Annotated in this window: 13 protein-coding genes; 11 read left to right on the top strand and 2 right to left on the bottom strand. The window is 72.1% G+C overall.

Features of this window, described 5'->3' with window-relative positions; genetic code table 11:
• Positions 1–98 precede the first annotated feature (98 nt).
• From rsmD to mutM, 7 genes are all read left to right on the top strand, one after another.
• On the top strand, positions 99–701 hold the full coding sequence (gene rsmD, locus ACFXG1_RS18250; protein ID WP_384713587.1) for a 16S rRNA (guanine(966)-N(2))-methyltransferase RsmD: 603 nt from the start codon (positions 99–101) through the stop codon (positions 699–701).
• 20 nt (positions 702–721) lie between these two features.
• A complete protein-coding gene (gene coaD, locus ACFXG1_RS18245) occupies positions 722–1,201 on the top strand; it encodes a pantetheine-phosphate adenylyltransferase (RefSeq protein WP_384713590.1) in 480 nt (159 codons plus the stop codon).
• A 74-nt stretch (positions 1,202–1,275) separates the two neighbouring features.
• Positions 1,276–2,061, top strand: a complete 786-nt coding sequence (locus ACFXG1_RS18240; RefSeq protein ID WP_384743522.1) for a hypothetical protein — start codon at positions 1,276–1,278, stop codon at positions 2,059–2,061.
• A 348-nt stretch (positions 2,062–2,409) separates the two neighbouring features.
• Complete coding sequence (locus ACFXG1_RS18235) at positions 2,410–3,015, top strand: YceD family protein (protein WP_384713596.1); 606 nt, start codon at positions 2,410–2,412, stop codon at positions 3,013–3,015.
• Positions 3,016–3,017: 2 nt separating this feature from the next.
• Positions 3,018–3,191, top strand: coding sequence for a 50S ribosomal protein L32 (gene rpmF, locus ACFXG1_RS18230; protein WP_026165248.1), 174 nt, complete (start codon positions 3,018–3,020; stop codon positions 3,189–3,191).
• 7 nt (positions 3,192–3,198) lie between these two features.
• A complete protein-coding gene (gene rnc, locus ACFXG1_RS18225; protein ID WP_384713599.1) occupies positions 3,199–4,059 on the top strand; it encodes a ribonuclease III in 861 nt (286 codons plus the stop codon).
• A gap of 137 nt (positions 4,060–4,196) precedes the next feature.
• Positions 4,197–5,051, top strand: a complete 855-nt coding sequence (mutM, locus tag ACFXG1_RS18220; protein ID WP_384713602.1) for a bifunctional DNA-formamidopyrimidine glycosylase/DNA-(apurinic or apyrimidinic site) lyase — start codon at positions 4,197–4,199, stop codon at positions 5,049–5,051.
• Positions 5,052–5,122: 71 nt separating this feature from the next.
• Here the strand turns inward: mutM and ACFXG1_RS18215 are convergent, their stop codons facing one another.
• On the bottom strand, positions 5,123–6,016 hold the full coding sequence (locus ACFXG1_RS18215) for a CAP domain-containing protein (RefSeq protein WP_384743517.1): 894 nt from the start codon (positions 6,014–6,016) through the stop codon (positions 5,123–5,125).
• A gap of 197 nt (positions 6,017–6,213) precedes the next feature.
• Between ACFXG1_RS18215 and ACFXG1_RS18210 the strand changes: the two genes are divergently transcribed.
• The 4 genes from ACFXG1_RS18210 (at position 6,214) to ACFXG1_RS18195 (ending at position 12,730) form a co-directional block, all read left to right on the top strand.
• Positions 6,214–6,495 carry an acylphosphatase gene (locus ACFXG1_RS18210; RefSeq protein WP_366259828.1) on the top strand — a complete coding sequence of 94 codons (282 nt, stop codon included), beginning with the start codon at positions 6,214–6,216 and terminating at the stop codon, positions 6,493–6,495.
• Between the two features lie 391 nt (positions 6,496–6,886).
• On the top strand, positions 6,887–7,105 hold the full coding sequence (locus ACFXG1_RS18205) for a hypothetical protein (RefSeq protein WP_384713238.1): 219 nt from the start codon (positions 6,887–6,889) through the stop codon (positions 7,103–7,105).
• A gap of 267 nt (positions 7,106–7,372) precedes the next feature.
• Positions 7,373–10,951 (top strand): chromosome segregation protein SMC, encoded by a 3,579-nt coding sequence (gene smc, locus ACFXG1_RS18200; protein WP_384743513.1) that lies wholly within the window; start codon positions 7,373–7,375, stop codon positions 10,949–10,951.
• Positions 10,952–11,308: 357 nt separating this feature from the next.
• Positions 11,309–12,730 carry a sugar porter family MFS transporter gene (locus tag ACFXG1_RS18195; RefSeq protein WP_384713244.1) on the top strand — a complete coding sequence of 474 codons (1,422 nt, stop codon included), beginning with the start codon at positions 11,309–11,311 and terminating at the stop codon, positions 12,728–12,730.
• Positions 12,731–12,939: 209 nt separating this feature from the next.
• Here ACFXG1_RS18195 and ACFXG1_RS18190 read toward each other — a convergent pair whose 3' ends face one another.
• A complete protein-coding gene (locus ACFXG1_RS18190) occupies positions 12,940–13,914 on the bottom strand; it encodes an LLM class flavin-dependent oxidoreductase (RefSeq protein WP_384743509.1) in 975 nt (324 codons plus the stop codon).
• Between the last annotated feature and the right edge of the window lies 1 nt (position 13,915).

The following is a 13,915-nucleotide window of genomic DNA, read 5'->3' as shown; positions in this document are numbered from 1 at the left end:
TCAGTGTCGTATCGCACCCCTTCCGAACCACTCCTTCCGAACCTCTTCCGAACCTCTTCCGAACCTCTTCCGAACCACACCGAACATCTAGGACCGAGATGACCCGCGTGATCGCCGGTACGGCCGGCGGACGCCGCCTCGCGGTACCCCCCGGCACCGGTACCCGCCCCACGTCCGACCGGGCGCGCGAGGGGCTCTTCTCCACCTGGCAGTCCCTGCTGGGCACGGTGGACGGGATCCGCGTCGCCGATCTGTACGCGGGCTCCGGCGCCGTCGGTCTTGAGGCGCTGTCCCGGGGCGCGGCGCACGCCCTGCTGGTGGAGGCCGACGCCCGGGCCGCCCGGGTGGTCCGGGAGAACGTCCGCGCCCTCGGTCTTCCGGGCGCCGAGGTCCGTACCGGCCGGGCCGAGCAGCTCGTCGCGGGACCCGCGCCGGACGCCCCGTACGACGCCGTCTTCCTCGATCCGCCGTACGCCGTCGGGGACGACGATCTTCGGGAGATCCTCCTCACACTCCTGGCCGGGGGGTGGCTAGTCGGGGAAGCCCTCGTCACCGTGGAGCGGAGCACCAGAGGCGGAACCTTCCGCTGGCCGCCGGGTTTCGAGCCGCTGCGGTCCCGTCGCTACGGCGAGGGAACGTTTTGGTACGGTCGCGCCGCCTCTGTCTGCGACGAGGCATCCACGTGCGAAGACGCTTCATGACCGGACCGGAGGGACTCCCAGTGCGCCGCGCAGTCTGTCCCGGGTCGTTCGACCCCATCACCAACGGACATCTCGACATCATCGGCCGCGCCGCCAAGCTGTACGACGTCGTCTACGTCGCGGTGATGATCAACAAGTCGAAGAAGGGCCTGTTCACCGTCGAAGAGCGGATGGATCTCATTCGCGGGGTGACGGCCGACTACGGAAACGTGGTCGTCGAATCCCACCACGGTCTGCTGGTGGACTTCTGCAAGGAGCGGGACATCCCCGCCATCGTCAAGGGGCTGCGGGCCGTCAGCGACTTCGACTACGAGCTCCAGATGGCCCAGATGAACAACGGCCTCTCGGGCGTCGAGACGCTGTTCGTGCCCACCAACCCCACTTACAGCTTCCTCTCCTCCAGTCTGGTCAAGGAGGTCGCGGCCTGGGGCGGGGACGTCTCCCATCTGCTGCCCCCACAGGTCCAGGAGGCGCTGCTGCGGCGGCTCGCCGAGCGGTGAAGGGCCGGGCCGCGCCCCGGCCCGTACAGTCGTCCGCGCCACTCTCGTACCAGCGCAGGAACGGCGGAACCCCGGTGGACGTGCAGAAGAGACTCGACGAGATCGCCGCGGTCCTGGAAGGCGCCAGGTCGCTGCCCATGTCGGCGTCGTGCGTCGTCAACCGGGCCGAGCTGTCGACTCTGGTCGAGCAGGCGCGGGCCGCGCTCCCGGGCGCCCTCGACCGGGCCGGGGAACTGATCCGCGAGCGCGAGCGGCTGGTGGCCGAGGCCCGGGAGGAGGCCCGGCGGATCGTCGACGACGCCCGAGCCGAACGCGGGGCCCTGCTGTCGGGGACCCGGGTCGCGCTGGAGGCCGGGGCGGAGGCCGACCGGATCCTCGCCGAGGCCCGCCGGGCCGCCGAGGAGATCCGTACCGACGCCGACGACTACGTCGACTCCAAGCTGGCCAACTTCGAGGTCGTCCTCACCAAGGCCATCGGCTCGGTCGCCGCGGGCCGGGAGCGGCTGCCGGACCCCGGGGCCGGATGCCCGGCGGTCCCCGGCCCCCGGGAAGCCGGGCCGGGGGCGGTCCCGGAGGATCCGGCGGCTCTCGCCGAGCGGGCCGGCGCCTCCGCGCACGCCACCCTCGATGCCTTCGAGGCCGTGCTCACCAGGACGCTGGACGCCGTCGGGCGCGGACGGCGCACCCTGCACGCGCGCACCGGCGACGACGGTGGAGACGGTGGAGACGGTGAGGACACCGTGGGGTTCCGGGACGCGCTCGCGGCACCGGAGCGGGCCACCAGCGACGCCGAGTATCTGGCCGGACTGGCCGAGCCTGCCGTCCATCCGGTTCCGGGCGGGCCGGTGACCGGCGGCTGAACGCCCCCGGTCGGTCCCGGTCGGTCCCGGCAGGGGGCCTCGGCCGGGAAAACGGCGACGTTCCGTGACGATTCCCTCGGGCATCGTCACGGTACGCATTCGGTGGCCGGGTCGTGCGGCGCCGTCGCGCCCGTCCCGGCCGGGGTGCCGGGGACCGGATTGGGACGACGGCGTCCGGTCCAGTATCCTGGCTCTTCGGTCGCGCCTCGTTCGCGGTCCCGGCTGCCCGTTTCCCCTCCTTCGCAGGGGACGGCGGCCCTCCCCTCCGACGCATCAGCCCGGTTGCGTCGGCACGACCCGAAAGCAGGAAGTGCCCTGAACGCCCGCCTCGACCACCGCAACCCCCTCGTGTTCGACACGCACGAGCTGGGGCGGCGTCCCGGCGCGCTCCAGCGGCTCTCCCGCTCCGTGTCGGCGCCGAAGGACCTGGGTATCGAAGGAGTCGTCGGGGTGCCCGAGGGCGCACCCGTCGAACTGGAACTCCGCCTGGAGTCGGTCATGGAAGGGGTGCTCGTCACGGGCACCGCCCGTGCGTCGGCCGAGGGGGAGTGCGTAAGGTGTCTGGAGTCGCTGCGCCTCGATGTCGCGGCGGACTTCCAGGAGATGTTCACGTACCCCGACAACGCCGTTCGGAGCCGCGGCCGTGCCGCGGAGCCGGACGACGATGCCGAGGACGAGGACATCACCCTCCTCGAGGACGGCCTTTTCGACCTCGAACCCGTGCTGCGTGACGCGGTGGTGCTCGCCCTGCCGATGCAGCCGGTGTGCCGGGAGGACTGTGCCGGACTCTGCGCTCAGTGCGGAATCCGGCTCAATGACGACCCGGACCACCACCACGACGCCGTCGACATTCGTTGGGCGGCACTGCAAGGACTCGCCGACACCGCTCGGGACGGCGAGAAGGACAACATGGGCGGCGCCGACGCCGGCGTCGACGAGAAGCAGGAGAAGTAGCCGTGGCTGTTCCGAAGCGGAAGATGTCGCGCAGCAACACGCGCCACCGCCGGTCGCAGTGGAAGGCTGCGGTCCCCACCCTGGTTTCGTGTGAGCGTTGCCAGGAGCCCAAGCAGCAGCACATCGCGTGCCCCAGCTGCGGCACCTACAACAAGCGCCAGGTCCTCGAGGTCTGAGCGGCTGGTGAGAGGCCCGATGTCTGAGCTGTCCAACGCCGGAGACGAAAAGCCGGCGGACAACGCCGACGCGGTCAACGCAGCCTCGCCCCACGCGCTTCTGGAAGGGCGGCTCGGCTATCAGGTCGAGTCCGCCCTTCTGGTGCGTGCGCTGACCCATCGCTCGTACGCGTACGAGAACGGCGGTCTGCCGACCAATGAACGGCTGGAGTTCCTCGGGGACTCCGTCCTCGGTCTGGTCGTCACCGACACCCTTTACCGCAGCCATCCCGACCTCCCGGAGGGGCAGCTCGCCAAGCTGCGGGCCGCGGTGGTCAACTCGCGCGCGCTCGCGGGCGTGGGCCGAGGCCTCGACCTGGGCTCCTTCATCCGGCTCGGCCGGGGCGAAGAGGGCACGGGCGGCCGGGACAAGGCGTCCATCCTCGCCGACACCCTCGAAGCGGTGATCGGCGCCGTCTATCTCGACCAGGGGCTCGACGCCGCGTCGGAGCTGGTGCACCGGCTCTTCGATCCGCTGATCGAGAAGTCGTCCAACCTGGGTGCCGGTCTCGACTGGAAGACCAGTCTCCAGGAGCTGACCGCGGCCGAGGGGCTCGGGGTCCCGGAGTACCTCGTCACGGAGACGGGTCCGGACCACGAGAAGACCTTCACCGCTGCCGCCCGCGTCGGTGGTGTCTCGTACGGCACCGGCACCGGCCGCAGCAAGAAGGAAGCGGAGCAGCAGGCCGCCGAGTCGGCGTGGCGGGAGATCCGTACCGCCGCCGACGAGCGGGCCGCAGCGGCGAACAAGGCCGAAGCGGAAGCCCCCGGGACGGATTCGTCCGACCCGGAGGAGGAGTCCGGGGACGGTGGTCGGGCCGACGCCTGACCGCTGACCCGGGACTTCCGGGCGACCGCAGGTCCGAGCCCCCTTTCCGGTATCGCCGGAGAGGGGGCTCGACGCCGCTCCGGCACTCGTTCGGCGGTACGCTGCGGGCGTCGGCGAGAGCGCAACCGGAGGATCCCGTGCCCGAACTGCCCGAGGTCGAGGTCGTACGCCGGGGACTCCTGCGCTGGGTCACCGGACGGACGGTCGCCGAGGCCCAGGTCCTCCATCCGCGCGCCGTACGCCGCCATCCCCCGGGAGCCGTCGACTTCACCGCCCGGCTCACCGGGCGGAGCCTCGGCCCGGCCTGCCGCCGCGGCAAGTACCTCTGGTTCCCGATCGGGGACGGCGGCACATCCCTCCTCGGACATCTGGGCATGAGCGGCCAGCTGCTGATCCAGCCCGAGGGCGCGCCCGACGAGCGGCATCTGCGGATCCGGTTCCGCTTCGACGACGCCATCGGGACCGAGCTGCGCTTTGTCGACCAGCGCACCTTCGGCGGGCTCTCCGTCCACGACAACACCCCCGACGGGCTGCCGGACGCCATCGCCCATATCGCCCGGGATCCGCTGGACCCGGCCTTCGACGACGAGGCGTTCCTGCCGGCGCTGCGGCTGCGCAGGACCACCGTGAAACGGGCGCTGCTGGACCAGACCCTGATCAGCGGGGTGGGGAACATCTACGCCGACGAGGCGCTGTGGCGGGCGAGGCTCCACTACGAGCGGCCGACGGCCGGCCTCAGCCGGCCCAAGGCCGCCGAGCTGCTCGGGCACGTCCGCGATGTGATGACGGCGGCCCTCGCCGAGGGCGGCACCAGCTTCGACAGCCTCTATGTGAATGTGAACGGCGAATCAGGCTATTTCGATCGGTCCCTGGACGCCTACGGCCAGGAGGGCGAGCCCTGCGGCCGGTGCGGTACGCCGATCCGGCGCCGTCCCTGGATGAACCGTTCCAGTTACTTCTGCCCCCGCTGCCAGCGCGCGCCGCGCCCCTGAGGCGGCGGACGCCGAGCCGGTACGTACGGGCCCGTGGGCCGGCCCCGTGCCGGTCCCGTCTCCGCCGGGGATCAGTAGCCGAAGTTCTGGGTCCACCAGGGGCCGCCGTCGCCCAGGTGGACGCCGACGCCGAGCGTCTTGTAGTCGCAGTTGAGGATGTTCTTGCGGTGCCCGTCGCTCTTCATCCAGGCGTCCATCACGGCCGCCGCATCGCCCTGGCCGCGGGCGATGTTCTCGGCGGCGAGGTTCTTCACCCCGGCCTGCTCGGCCCGGTCCCAGGGGGAGTCGCCGTCCGGGTCGGTGTGGTCGAAGAAACCGCGCCCGGCCATATCGGCGCTGAAGTTCCCGGCGAGCCGGGCGAGCCCGGCGTCGTACCGCAGCGGACCGCAGCCCGCCTTGGCGCGCTCCTGGTTCACCAGGTGCAGGACCTCGGCCTCCATCGCCGTCTCGGAGCTGGTCGAGGTGGTGCGCTTCCGCTCCGGGGCCGCGCTCTTCTTCGCCGGGGACGGGGCGGCGGACCGCTCGGGAGCGGTGGTCTTCCCTCCGGTACGCGGCGAGGGCACCGCGGCGCCGCGGGACGCGGGGGCCTCCCGCTTCGCCCGCTCCCGGGCCGCTTCGGCCGCCTTCTCCTTCTCCTTGTCGGAGGGTGAGGCGGCCGGCTTCTCCGGGGCCGGGGAACCGGTCGGGGACTGCGAGGGCAGATGCGGGGCCGTCGGACCCGAGCCCGGCGCCCCGGTCGTCGGAGCGGCCCCCTGGTCGCCCTGGGTCTGGAGCGTCGCCGGGCCCCCGCTGCGGACCGAGCCGCCGGGCGCGCTGTCGCCCCCGGTGACGAAGGTGTCGCCGCCCGGCAGCAGCCCCGACGCGACGGCCACGGCACCCATGGCCACCGCGGCGGAGGCGCCGAGCAGCCCCGTGCGCAGGGGCACGCCCCGGCGCTTGGCGGTGGTGCTTCGATGACGTCCCATCTGGCTGTGCCTTCCTAGTGCCGCGGAGCCCGGAGCGTCCCGAACACATCGCTTACCGGACCCCGTCCGGGCAAAACCGGAAACACGCTCGCCCGAACGGGTGACGTTCATTGCGAGGGGACTGTACGCCATGGGGCGAGTGACGGAAGTGGTCCATGGGGCGACAGGGTGAACCGTACGGAGGCTACGGTGACGCCATGAACGACGCCGCACGACTGACCGCCTGGGTACGCGGGCGAGTACAGGGAGTGGGCTTCCGCTGGTTCACCAGGGCAAACGCCCTGGAGATCGGGGGACTCACGGGATTCGCCCTCAATCTGGACGACGGCAGGGTGCAGGTGGTGGCCGAGGGGCCGCGTGAGAATTGCCACCGTTTGCTGGAATGGCTCCGCTCCGGCGACACACCCGGGCGCGTCGACGGTGTCACTGAGATCTGGGACACGCCGCGCGGGGGGTACGACGGCTTCGCCATCCGTTGACGGGTCACCGCCTCCACCACCCGCACGGCGGACGCGACGGAACGCCCCCGGCGCCCGCCGGAGACGGAAAGACCCTGGTGGTTGCCATCGGTAGGGGTTCGTGCCAGGCTGCGCGGGTACGGATGATCTCCACGCCCCCGGGCCCCGGAACACCGCCCGTGCCGTCCGCCGGACGGCCGGATGCCGGTCGGTGCGACCCCCGCGGCGGGGCGTGATCGTGTTGACCGTCAAACTTTTTGGTGAGACTCTGGAAGCCCCGCGCACCCTAGCTGTTCGGCAGTAGGAACCGCAGCGAGATCAGCGTCAACCACACTGTCGGGCACCAGCGGGTGCGATTCCCTCACGACCCACACCGCATCGGTCGGTCACTCAGTGTGGAGGACCATCCATCATGGCAAAGGCGCTTCTCGGTTACGTCGGCGGTTCCGACCCGCGACTCCTCTCCGAGATGCGACGGCTCCAGCAGCGCGTCCAGGACCTGGAATCCGAACTCGCACGGATCCAGATCGAGAACGACGCGCTGAACGCTGCCGTTGCTCAGCACCCCCGAGAGTCGCTGCTCGACGGCATCGACATCGACGTACCGCAGGCGGAGCCCGCGCTCACCTGAGCACGGAGATCCACCGGAGATCCATCGCGCGAAGATATGCAAGGGACGCCTCGGCGTCCCTTCTTTCTTGTCCGTCGTCTTCTCGTCTTCTCGTCCCGCGTCCCGTCCCGCCCCTCGTCGCTCCCCCGACTCCGCCCGCGGTCGGGGGCGGAAACCGCCCCCGTGCCTTACCGACAGATGTGCCCTGCGCCTCCCCCGGTGAAACCGCGACCGAACCACGGGTGGCCACCGGGGTACCGGGCACCGTGAAAGGTAGAGTCCGGCTGCGTGCACCTCAAGGCCATGACCCTCCGCGGGTTCAAATCCTTCGCCTCCGCCACCACCCTGCGGTTCGAGCCGGGCATCACCTGTGTCGTGGGCCCCAACGGGTCCGGCAAGTCCAATGTGGTGGACGCCCTGTCCTGGGTCATGGGGGAGCAGGGGGCCAAGTCGCTGCGCGGCGGCAAGATGGAGGACGTCATCTTCGCCGGGACCACCGGCAGGCCCCCGCTCGGCCGGGCCGAGGTGTCCCTGACCATCGACAACTCCGACGGCGCCCTTCCCATCGAGTACGCCGAGGTCACCATCACGCGGATCATGTTCCGCAACGGCGGCAGCGAGTACCAGCTCAACGGGGACACCTGCCGTCTCCTCGACATCCAGGAACTCCTCTCCGACTCCGGCATCGGCCGTGAGATGCATGTCATCGTCGGCCAGGGGCAGCTCGACTCCGTACTCCACGCCGACCCCATGGGACGCCGGGCCTTCGTCGAGGAGGCCGCGGGGGTGCTGAAGCACCGCAAGCGCAAGGAGAAGGCGCTGCGGAAGCTGGACGCGATGCGGGCCAATCTCGCCCGGGTGCAGGACCTCACCGACGAACTGCGCCGCCAGCTCAAACCCCTCGGCCGGCAGGCCGCCGTCGCCCGCAGGGCCGCCGTCATCCAGGCCGATCTGCGCGACGCCCGGCTGCGGCTCCTCGCCGACGACCTGGTCCGGCTGCGGGCGGCGCTGAGCGCCGAGATCGCCGACGAGGCCGCGCTCAAGGAGCGCAAGGAGCGCACCGAACGGGAGCTGAGGGACGCCCTCGCCCGGGAGGCCGCGCTGGAGGACGAGGTACGGCGGCTCGCGCCGCGTCTCGAACGCGCCCAGCAGACCTGGTACGAACTCTCCCGGCTTGCCGAACGCGTCCGCGGCACGGTCTCCCTCGCCGACGCCCGGGTCCGCAGCGCCACCGACCGTCCGGCGGAGGAGCGGCGCGGCCGGGAACCCGAGGACATGGAGCGCGAGGCCGCCCGGATCCGGGAGCAGGAGGCCGAACTCGCGGCCGCCCTGGAGGCCGCCGAACACGCCCTGGAGGACACCGTCGCCCACCGCGCCGACCTGGAGCGGCGGCTCGTCGCCGAGGAGCGCCGTCTCAAGGACGTCGCACGGGCGATCGCCGACCGCCGGGAGGGCCTCGCCCGGCTCGGCGCCCAGGTCACCGCGGCCCGCGGCCGGACGGTGTCGGCGCAGGCCGAGATCGAACGGCTCACCGTCGCCCGTGACGAGGCGCGCGAGCGGGCCGTCGCCGACCAGGAGGCGTACGAGCGGCTGCGGACCGAGGCCGACGGCATCGACGCCGGGGACACCGAACTCGCCGAGCGCCACGACACGGCCCGCCGCGAGCTGGCCGAGGCGGAGGCCGCCCTGACCGCCGCCCGCGACGCGCTCACCGACGCCGAACGGCGGAGGGCCGCCGTCGCCGCCCGCCGGGACGCCCTCGCGCTCGGTCTGCGCCGCAAGGACGGCACCGGCGCCCTGCTCGCCGCCCGGGACCGGCTGACCGGCCTGCTGGGACCCGCGTCCGAACTGCTCACCGTCGCCCCCGGACACGAGATCCCGGTCGCCGCCGCGCTCGGCGCCGCCGCCGACGCGATCGCCGTCTCGGGCCCCGCGACCGCGGCCGAGGCGCTTAGGCTGCTGCGCAAATCCGACGCGGGCCGGGCCTCGATACTGCTGGCCGACGCTCCCGAGAACCCCGTACCGCCGCGCGATGAGCGCGTGGCTGTCGCCGGGGGGACGTACGTCACCGATCTGGTGCGCGGCCCCGCCGAACTGATGCCCGCCGTCCGCGGACTCGTCCGGGACATCGTCGTCGTCGGGACGCTGGAGGAGGCGGAGGAGCTGGTCTACGCCCGCCCCGGTCTGACCGCCGTCACCACCGACGGCGACGTCCTCGGCGCCCGGTTCGCGCAAGGCGGCTCGGCCGGGGCGCCCAGTCTGCTGGAGGTACGGGCGTCCGTCGACGAGGCCGCCGCCGAACTCGCCGGTCTGGAGACCCGCTGCGCCGAGCTGGCCGGCGCGCGGGAGTCCGCCGCCGGGCACCGGGCGGAGTGCGCCGCGCTCGTGGAGGAGCTGGGGGAGCGGCGCCGGGCCGCCGAGCGGGAGAAGTCCGCGCTCGCCGGCCGCCTCGGCGGACTGCGCGGCCAGGCACGGGCCGCCGCGGGGGAGGCCGAGCGGACCGACGCGGCCGTCACCCGGGCCCGGGAGGCGCTGGAAAGCGCCCGTGAGGAGGCCGACGAGATCGCCGGGCGGCTGGCGGCGGCCGAGGAGTCGGCGCCCTATGGGGACGAGGCGGAGGAGCCCGACACCCAGGTACGGGACCGGCTCGCGGCCGACGGCGCCAACGCCCGGCAGACCGAGATGGAGGCCCGCCTCCAGGTCCGTACCCATGAGGAGCGGGTGAAGGGGCTCGCGGGCCGGGCCGACTCCCTCGACCGGGGAGCGCGTGCCGAGCGTGAGGCCAGGGCGCGGGCCGAGCGGCTGCGCGCCCGGCTGCGGCACGAGGCCGCGGTCGCCGCGGCCGTCGCCGCCGGTACCCGGTCGCTGCTGGCCCATGTCGAGGTGTCGCTGGGCCGGGCCGAGGAGGAACGTACCGCCGCCGAGTCCGCGCGGGCGGAGCGGGAGGGCGCGCTGGGCACCGCCCGGGCCCGGGGCCGCGACCTCAAGGCCGGTCTCGACAAGCTGACGGACTCGGTGCACCGGGGGGAGGTCCTGGGCGCCGAGAAGCGGCTGCGGATCGAACAACTGGAGACCAGGGCGCTGGAGGAGTTGGGCGTCGAGCCCGCGGGGCTGATCGCCGAGTACGGCCCCGACCAGCCCGTACCGCCGTCGCCGCCGGCCGAGGGGGAGGAGCTGCCGGAGGATCCCGGACATCCGCGCCATCTGCCCCGGCCGTTCGACCGGGCGGAGCAGGAGAAGCGGCTCAAGGCCGCCGAACGCTCCTACCAGCAGCTCGGCAAGGTCAATCCGCTGGCCCTGGAGGAGTTCGCGGCGCTGGAGGAGCGTCATCAGTTCCTCTCCGAGCAGCTGGAGGATCTGAAGAAGACCCGGGCCGATCTGCTGACGGTGATCAAGGAGGTCGACGTAAGGGTCGAGCAGGTCTTCACGGAGGCGTTCCGGGACACCGCGCGCGAGTTCGAGGGCGTGTTCTCCCGGCTCTTCCCGGGCGGCGAGGGCCGACTGGTGCTGACCGACCCGGAGAACATGCTCACCACGGGGATCGATGTGGAGGCCCGCCCGCCGGGCAAGAAGGTCAAGCGGCTCTCCCTGCTCTCCGGCGGGGAGCGGTCCCTGACGGCCGTGGCGATGCTGGTCTCCATCTTCAAGGCCCGGCCCAGCCCCTTCTATGTGATGGACGAGGTCGAGGCGGCGCTGGACGACACCAACCTCCAGCGGCTGATCCGGATCATGCAGGAGCTCCAGGAATCCTCACAGCTGATTGTGATCACCCATCAGAAGCGGACGATGGAGGTCGCGGACGCGCTGTACGGGGTCTCCATGCAGGGCGACGGTGTCTCCAAGGTCATCAGCCAGCGGCTGCGGTAGGTCTTTTCGCGGTGGTACGTGGAGGTACGCGGGGGTGCGCGGTGCGGGGCCGTCCGGGCGGTCGCGCCCGGAGCCGTATCCGTCGAAGGGCCGACCGGGGCCGCACCGGGCCGACCGGCCGACTGAGCCGTTCGGGTGACGCGGCGTCGGGCGCCGACGCCAGGGCCCGGGATGATCCGTTCCCCTCCGGGTAGGCGACGGCCGTGCCCGCCCGGTCCCCGGGCGGGTCCCGCCGTCCGGGGTCCGTCGACCCGCCCCGGGGCGCCGCGGACACTGAAGCAGCAGCTCAAGTGGTGCGCGGCCACGAGGTGTGCGCCACTTGAAGGGCTCCCACCGGAGTCGGCCCCAGGAGTAGACGTGTCCAGCACCGCGCAGCCACCACCCCCGCCGGGGGCGCCTCCGGCCCATGCCGAACACCTCGGTCACGTCGTCTTCATCACCGCCGCCGCGGCGATGGGCGGCTTTCTCTTCGGCTACGACAGCTCGGTCATCAACGGCGCCGTCGAGGCGATCCGCGACCGGTACGACATCGGCTCGGCCGAACTCGCCCAGGTCATCGCGATCGCCCTGATCGGCTGTGCGATCGGGGCCGCCACGGCGGGCCGGATCGCCGACCGTATCGGCCGGATCGCCTGTATGCGGATCGCGTCCGTCCTCTTCACCGCCAGCGCGATCGGCTCGGCGCTGCCGTTCGCCCTGTGGGATCTGGCGATGTGGCGCATCATCGGCGGTTTCGCGATCGGTATGGCCTCCGTGATCGGGCCCGCGTACATCGCCGAGGTCTCCCCGCCCGCCTACCGGGGACGGCTGGCCTCCTTCCAGCAGGCGGCGATCGTCATCGGTATCGCCATCTCCCAGCTGGTCAACTTCGGCATCCTGCAGATGGCCGACGGCGAGCAGCGGGGCGAGATCGGCGGTCTGGAGGCCTGGCAGTGGATGCTGGGCGTGATGGTCGTCCCGGCCGTGCTCTACGGGCTCCTCTCCTTCGCCATCCCCGAGTCCCCCCGCTATCTGCTGTCGGTCGGCAAGGTGGAGCGGGCGAAGAAGGTCCTGGTGGAGGTCGAGGGCGAGCACATCGATCTCGACCACCGGGTGGCCGAGATCGAACACGCCATGCACCGGGAGCACAAGTCGACGTTCAAGGACCTGCTGGGCAGCGGGTTCGGGTTTCTGCCGATCGTCTGGGTCGGTATCGGGCTCTCCGTCTTCCAGCAGCTCGTCGGCATCAATGTGGCGTTCTACTACTCGACGACGCTGTGGCAGTCCGTCGGGATCGACCCCGCGGGCTCCTTCTTCTACTCCTTCACCACCTCCATCGTGAACATCATCGGTACCGTGATCGCGATGGTGCTGGTCGACCGGATCGGCCGCCGCCCGCTGGCGCTGATCGGCTCCACCGGAATGGCGATCGCCCTCGCCGTCGAGGCCTGGGCCTTCTCCGCGCCGCTGATCGGCGGCAAACTTCCCAGTACCGAGGGGACGGTGGCGCTGGTCGCCGCCCATGTCTTCGTCCTCTTCTTCGCCCTGTCGTGGGGTGTGGTCGTCTGGGTGCTGCTCGGTGAGATGTTCCCCAACCGGATCAGGGCGGCGGCCCTCGGTGTCGCGGCGTCCGCGCAGTGGCTCGCCAACTGGGCCATCACCGCCAGCTTTCCGAGCCTCGCGGACTGGAATCTGTCGGCCACGTACATCATCTACGCCTGTTTCGCGACGCTCTCCATCCCGTTCGTGCTGCTCTTCGTGAGGGAGACGAAGGGGAAGCCGCTGGAGGAGATGGGCTGAGCGGCGGCCCCGGCCCCGGCTAGGTCGTTTCTTGTGGATCAGGCCGGATCAGTGAGCGGGGTCTGGTGCCGTGGATCGCAAGGCGGAGGATGGAGTCCACGCGGAGCGTCGACGACTGACGACAACGCGGCGAGGCGCGGTGCCAGGGCACGCGAGCCCGGCAAGATCCACAAGAGACGGCCTAGGCCCACCCCGCGCCCGGGTGGTGGTCAGCCGACCCGGGGCAGGACCTTCTCGCACAGCAGCCGGAGCGACCGCCAGCCCTCCTCCTCCGGCATCCCGCCGCACAGCGGGTGCAGAACGAGGGACGGGAGTCCGGCGGCCAGTTCGGCGCAGTCGTCGGGGGTGACGATCCGGTAGACGCCCTCGGCCCGCAGTTCCGCCACCGTCCCGGCCCGGGAGCGGACGGCGGAGCGGACCCCCGCCGACTGCCAGGACGCGTAGGTCCGCGCCTCGTGGAGGAAGTGTTCGCCGTACGCGGCCCAGGCGCGGTCCGGGTCCTCGGAGACATGGAGCAGCGGGGTCACGGGCCCCGGCATCATCGTCCAGCCCCCGGTGCCGTACCCGGTCCGCAGCTCGTCGTAGTGGGCGGCCAGCTCCGGGAGATGGGCGCTGGGGAAGAACGGCAGTCCGAGGCGGGCGGCGCGCCGGGCCGCGGCCCGGGAGGAGCCGCCGACCAGCAGCAGGGGGTGCGGCCTGGTGTACGGGCGCGGGGTGACCCGTACGGTACGTCCCCGGTACGTGAACGGCTCCCCGGTCCACGCGGCGAGCAGCGTCTCCAGCAGCTCGTCCTGGCGCCGGCCGCGTTCCGGCCAGGGGACGCCGGAGCGCTCGTACTCCTCGGGCCGGTAGCCGATGCCCACGACCGTGGTCAGCCGGCCGCGGCCGAGCAGATCGAGGACCGCGATGTCCTCGGCGAGGCGCAGGGGGTCGTACAGCGGTCCCACGGCGGCGGAGACGGTCACCCCGATCCGGCGGGTGGCGCCGAGGACGGCCCCGGCGAAGACGAAGGGGGACGGCAGCCAGTTGTTCGCGGCGCCGTGGTGCTCCTCGGTCTGGACGGTGGCGACGCCGTGACCGTCGGCGTAGGCCGCCATCTCCAGCGCCGTGCGATAGCGGGCCGCGAGCGCGTCGGGGGACGCGCCGGGGGCGACGAGGTTGAAGCGGACGACTGTGAAGGTCATG

The organism is Streptomyces sp. NPDC059248 (assembly GCF_042753905.1).
In the GTDB taxonomy this organism is placed as follows: domain Bacteria; phylum Actinomycetota; class Actinomycetes; order Streptomycetales; family Streptomycetaceae; genus Streptomyces.
The sequence above is the reverse complement of the archived record's forward strand: the minus strand, read 5'-3'. Positions and strand labels throughout refer to the sequence as shown.

What these genes read in the sequence shown, in the direction of transcription:
- rsmD (WP_384713587.1), top strand. Translation starts at nt 99, where the DNA reads ATGACCCGCGTGATCGCCGGTACGGCCGGCGGACGCCGCCTCGCGGTA.
- ACFXG1_RS18205 (WP_384713238.1), top strand. Translation starts at nt 6,887, where the DNA reads ATGGCAAAGGCGCTTCTCGGTTACGTCGGCGGTTCCGACCCGCGACTC.
- ACFXG1_RS18210 (WP_366259828.1), top strand. Translation starts at nt 6,214, where the DNA reads ATGAACGACGCCGCACGACTGACCGCCTGGGTACGCGGGCGAGTACAG.
- ACFXG1_RS18215 (WP_384743517.1), bottom strand. Translation starts at nt 6,016, where the DNA reads ATGGGACGTCATCGAAGCACCACCGCCAAGCGCCGGGGCGTGCCCCTG.
- ACFXG1_RS18190 (WP_384743509.1), bottom strand. Translation starts at nt 13,914, where the DNA reads ATGACCTTCACAGTCGTCCGCTTCAACCTCGTCGCCCCCGGCGCGTCC.